We start from the raw sequence: 4,108 nt of genomic DNA on the forward strand, positions 1-4,108 counted from the left end.
AGAAGAATTATTTCAATCTTCTGGCAAAGAGCGAATCAAACAAGTGGTCTTAGAAAGCCAAAGTAAAGAATCTGACTTTGTTCGATCTATTGACACAAAAGAATTATGTGAAGAATATTTAGGGACGTATTTTACTTTCTTGAATCCTCATAAATTGATTGATATTTTATGGGAATACAGTCAAGTAATTGAGACTGAACTAGAAGAGACCTTTAGTAATAGTTTGAAAATCGGCTTGGTGATGCACGTAGCAGGCGTATTAGAGCGTGTGCTATTAAATGATACCCTTTCTTCTGAAAAAGAAAGTATTGAAAAAACAAATTCGTATTACACTGCAGTTCTTAAAGCGAATGCTTTGATCAAGGCAAAATTAAATCTATCTATTCCAGATTCAGAAATAGTGTATATCTTAAAAATTTTTGAGACACAAACAGATGATCAATTAAATACGGATCATTTTACAGACGAGCTGAATCAGTAAAGAATATCAAAAGAGCACAATCTCTCCAGACGATTAAAAGTTGTTTTGGAGAGGTTATTTTCTCTAGTAGTAAACTGGCAGACAAAAGTGTACCTTTTCGATTACTTATTGGCATCTTTTGTTAATGGTAATCAGGTGTACTTCATTAAGGATCCCAAAAAGCTTGTTGAAATTAAAAGAAGAGAATGAGGAGGATCATTTGTTATGACAATGGATATCCGTTTAGTACGGATTGATGACCGTTTGATTCATGGGCAAGTAGCAACGGTTTGGACAAAAGTATCAAAAGCAAACCGGATTTTAGTAGTAAGTGATGAGGTGGCGAAGGATACGTTAAGAAAGACTCTGCTTAAACAAGCCGCACCTCCTGGTGTAGCTACTAATGTTATCACGATAGATAAAATGATTACTATCTATCAAGATCCCAAGTTTGATGTTTTTAAAGCCATGTTGTTGTTTACCAATCCGTATGACGTGAAAAGAGTAGTGGAAGCAGGAGTCACATTCAAGTCAGTTAATATTGGCGGAATGAGTTTTTCGGAAGGGAAAAAAATGATTACTAACGCGGTTGCTGTAAACGCAGCAGATGTTGAAGATTTTAAATACTTAAACGACCGTGGTATCGAATTAGAAATTCGTAAAGTAGCAGCAGATAGTAAAATTCGTATGATGGATCTTTTGAAAAAAGAAAACATGCTGTAAATTAGTAAAATAGAAGTAAATAAAGAAAGTTTTTCTTTTTAGAGAAAAGCTTTCTTTTATTTTGTGTAAAAAGGAAATATCTTAAAAATCTCTTCCATAATTAAAAATTATTGCTATAATAAGACAAACATCTTAGATTAAAAAAAGGAAAGAAAAAGATAATAAGAAAATGAGTGGGAAATAGGAGGATAAGAGTGTGAAACCAATCTATAATTTTTCAGCTGGACCAGCTGTTTTGCCAGAACCTGTTCTAAAAATAGCCCAAGAAGAATTGCTTTCTTATCAAGGAAGCGGAATGTCAGTCATGGAAATGAGCCATCGCTCTGCCTTATTTCAATCCATTATCGAAGAAGCTGAGGCCCTATTACGGGAACTGATGGAAATCCCTTCTAATTATCAAGTCCTTTTCTTGCAAGGAGGAGCTAGTCTGCAATTTAGCATGGTTCCTTTGAATTTGGGAAAACATAAAGCAGCTTATGTCGATTCAGGAAGTTGGTCAAAAAAAGCTATTTCTGAGGCACAAAAAATCAAGCAGTTGGAAGTAGAGATAGTAGCCAGCTCAGAAGAACATGGCTTTAAGCAGGTCCCAGAAGTTCCTTTCGTTGCACAAGATTTCGATTACCTACACATTACAACCAATAATACAATTGAGGGCACAACTTTTTTTACCGCTCCTGATACAGGGAACGTACCATTAGTTGCTGATATGTCCTCTAATATCTTATCAAGCCATTATCAGGTCTCTGACTTTGGTTTGATTTATGCGGGGGCTCAAAAAAATATTGGACCGGCAGGATTAACGATCGTCATCATTCGTGAAGACTTGATTGGTTTGAAGGAACCCATCTCATCCATGCTCGATTATAAGATTCAAGCAGATCACCATTCTTTGTACAATACACCACCAACTTTTAGTATTTATGTTGCAAAGCTGGTATTTGAATGGTTAAAAGATTTAGGAGGAGTAGCGGAAATAGAAAAAATAAACCGCGAAAAAGCAGCATTGCTTTATGAAGCTATTGATACTTCTGAGTTGTATGCTTCACCGGTAGAAAGAAGATCGCGTTCATTAACCAATATTCCTTTTACGACAAATGATACTCAATTAGATAAACGCTTTGTCCAAGAAGCAGAAGTTGCCGGACTAGTTAATTTAAAAGGACATCGTTCAGTCGGAGGAATGCGGGCAAGTTTATATAATGCTTTTCCGATAGAGGGAGTGAAAGCATTAATTGCCTTTATGGAACAATTTGAAAAGAATGCAAAAGGAGCGCATTAAGATGTGGACTATTAATACATATAACAAAATCGCTGAAGAAGGACTCAATAAATTCGAGCCTGAACAGTATAGATTGAATGAAACCGATGACCCAGATGCGCTTTTGTTAAGAAGTCAAGATTTACAATCCATGAAATTTCCCAGTAATTTAAAAGCTGTTGCTAGAGCGGGAGCTGGAACCAATAATATTCCTGTTGCAGCTTGTTCTGAAAAAGGCATCGTTGTTTTCAATACCCCTGGAGCCAATGCTAATGCTGTTAAAGAACTAGTTTTAGCCAGCTTGATTTTAGCCGCTCGTCCTATTCTTGATGGTGTAAAGTGGGTCAATACACTAAAAGGCCCAGATATAAGCCAACAAGTAGAAGATGAAAAGAAACGATTTATTGGTACTGAAATAGCAGGAAAGCAATTAGGCGTAATCGGCTTAGGCGCGATCGGAGCAATGGTTGCTAACGATGCTTATCGTTTAGGACTTGATGTAGTCGGGTATGACCCTTATGTTTCAGTAGATACCGCTTGGACGATTTCAAGACGGGTTAAACGTGTTCACTCTATTGAAGAGGTTTTAGCACATTCAGATTACGTGACAGTACACGTTCCATTGATAAAAGAAACAAAAAACTTATTTGATACACAAACCATCAGTTTAATGAAAGAAGGAGCTGTTTTATTAAACTTTTCACGGGGAGAATTAGTTGAAAGCGAGGCGGTGATTCAAGCTTTACGAAAAGGCAGCTTAAAGCAGTATTTCACTGATTTTGCAGAAGAAGCATTAGTGCATGAAGAAAAAGCGGTGATTTTTCCTCACTTAGGAGCATCAACCTCTGAAGCTGAAATCAACTGTGCAAAAATAGCAGCCGATACATTGAAATACTTTTTAGAAACTGGAAATATTATCCATTCAGTTAATTTTCCAACAGTCGAAATAGCTTTTACGGCGCCTATCCGTCTGGCGATCGTGAACCGAAATGTAACCAATATGATTGGACAAATGTCGCTGGAGTTAGCTAAAGATGCTATCAATATTCTCAATATCATCAATCGTGGACGAGGAGACTACGCTTATACATTAATTGACATCGAAGAACTTCCGGTTGAACAATTAGAGTTAGTTGTTCAACGCATTAAAAAAGTTACCGATATTTTAAGCGTAAGAGTCATACGAAATCAAACTAATAACACAAAGGAGGATCACTATGGTTCAAATTAAACCGCTTAAAGCCATTCGTCCTAATGAGGCAGCAGCGAAAGAAGTTGCCTCTCTTCCTTATGATGTGTTGAATTCAAAGGAAGCGCGTGAAATGGCCAGCACTAACCTAAAATCTTTTTTGCATATTGATAAAGCTGAGATTGATCTTGCCGATGATCAGCCGCCTTATGCAAAAGAAGTCTATCAAAAAGCTGCAGATAACTTAAAAGACTTTATAGAAAAGCAATGGCTCCAACAAGATACAACTGAAAATTTTTATATCTATCAGTTGATCATGAATGGACGGCCGCAGACCGGGTTAGTGGTTTGTACGGCAGTTGAAGATTACCTAGATAAGAAAATAAAAAAACATGAATTTACCCGAGCAGAAAAAGAATTAGATCGGATCAATCATGTGGATACAACAGATGCAAACACAAGCCCCATTTTCTTGACT

The 4,108-nt window shown here is 36.7% G+C and carries 5 protein-coding genes; all 5 read left to right on the forward strand.

Annotation, left to right across the window (positions count from 1 at the left end; all coding sequences use genetic code 11):
• A partial coding sequence (locus RT405_RS02550; RefSeq protein WP_313467295.1) for a PRD domain-containing protein occupies nucleotides 1-481 on the forward strand: 481 nt, incomplete at its 5' end.
• Nucleotides 482-685: 204 nt separating this feature from the next.
• Nucleotides 686-1,183: a mannose/fructose/sorbose PTS transporter subunit IIB gene (locus RT405_RS02555; RefSeq protein WP_313467297.1), complete on the forward strand. Its 498-nt coding sequence runs from the start codon at nucleotides 686-688 to the stop codon at nucleotides 1,181-1,183.
• A 196-nt stretch (nucleotides 1,184-1,379) separates the two neighbouring features.
• Nucleotides 1,380-2,462 (forward strand): 3-phosphoserine/phosphohydroxythreonine transaminase, encoded by a 1,083-nt coding sequence (gene serC, locus RT405_RS02560; RefSeq protein ID WP_313467299.1) that lies wholly within the window; start codon nucleotides 1,380-1,382, stop codon nucleotides 2,460-2,462.
• Between the two features lies 1 nt (nucleotide 2,463).
• Nucleotides 2,464-3,672 (forward strand): 3-phosphoglycerate dehydrogenase family protein, encoded by a 1,209-nt coding sequence (locus RT405_RS02565; RefSeq protein WP_313467301.1) that lies wholly within the window; start codon nucleotides 2,464-2,466, stop codon nucleotides 3,670-3,672.
• Nucleotides 3,659-4,108, forward strand: a 450-nt coding sequence (locus RT405_RS02570; RefSeq protein ID WP_313467303.1) for a DUF1015 domain-containing protein, incomplete at its 3' end; no start/stop codon positions are given. The genes RT405_RS02565 and RT405_RS02570, both read left to right, overlap by 14 nt.

This window comes from Carnobacterium sp. (genome assembly GCF_032094055.1).
Classification (GTDB): Bacteria; Bacillota; Bacilli; order Lactobacillales; family Carnobacteriaceae; genus Carnobacterium_A.